Consider the following 508-nt stretch of genomic DNA (forward strand, 5'->3'; position numbering starts at 1 on the left):
TTGCTGCCCGGTTGCCATTCTGCCATTTCAAAGCCTTTGCATAGTCCTCTCATGGTAATGACAACACCTTCTGCGGGGGTGCCTTGCGCTTGCATTGAACTGCGCAATGAAATGTTGACATCCGTGCGCCCTAACAGTGCCATTAACTCTGGAGAGCAATCAGAAATGGTCATGCTAAGCGTGAGGGTTTCAAGACCAAGATCAACCTCAATGGAACTATCCATGCCACCGCCGCGATAACTTTCAACGACCAAACTCAAATTTGGTAGGGTGACACTTTCACATTTTGCCTGATAGGGAATACCATCGACAAAAATGTTAAAATATTTCAAAACTCTTGGTAAAACAGGTACGGTCATTAAAAGATCTCCTCTAAGTAATCATTCACAATGCGTGAACGGAACGTGATATGTTCTGCGGGTGTTGTGGGGGTGAATTCGACATTGAAATAGACTCTACCGCTCTCAATGGCGCTTGCTGTATTAAGCTCTAGATCAGGCGTACAGCG

1 protein-coding gene and 1 pseudogene are annotated in these 508 nt (G+C 45.5%); both read right to left on the reverse strand.

Annotated elements, in window-relative coordinates; translation table 11 throughout:
- Positions 1-359, reverse strand: a 359-nt coding sequence (locus tag ACFINU_RS10450; protein WP_375667747.1) for a phage major tail tube protein, incomplete at its 3' end; no start/stop codon positions are given.
- A pseudogene (locus ACFINU_RS10455) lies at positions 359-508 on the reverse strand (phage tail protein); the annotation flags it as partial. The gene ACFINU_RS10450 and the pseudogene ACFINU_RS10455, both read right to left, overlap by 1 nt.

Origin of the sequence: Bartonella sp. AC130YNZD (assembly GCF_042196865.1) — a bacterium.
Classification (GTDB): domain Bacteria; phylum Pseudomonadota; class Alphaproteobacteria; order Rhizobiales; family Rhizobiaceae; genus Bartonella.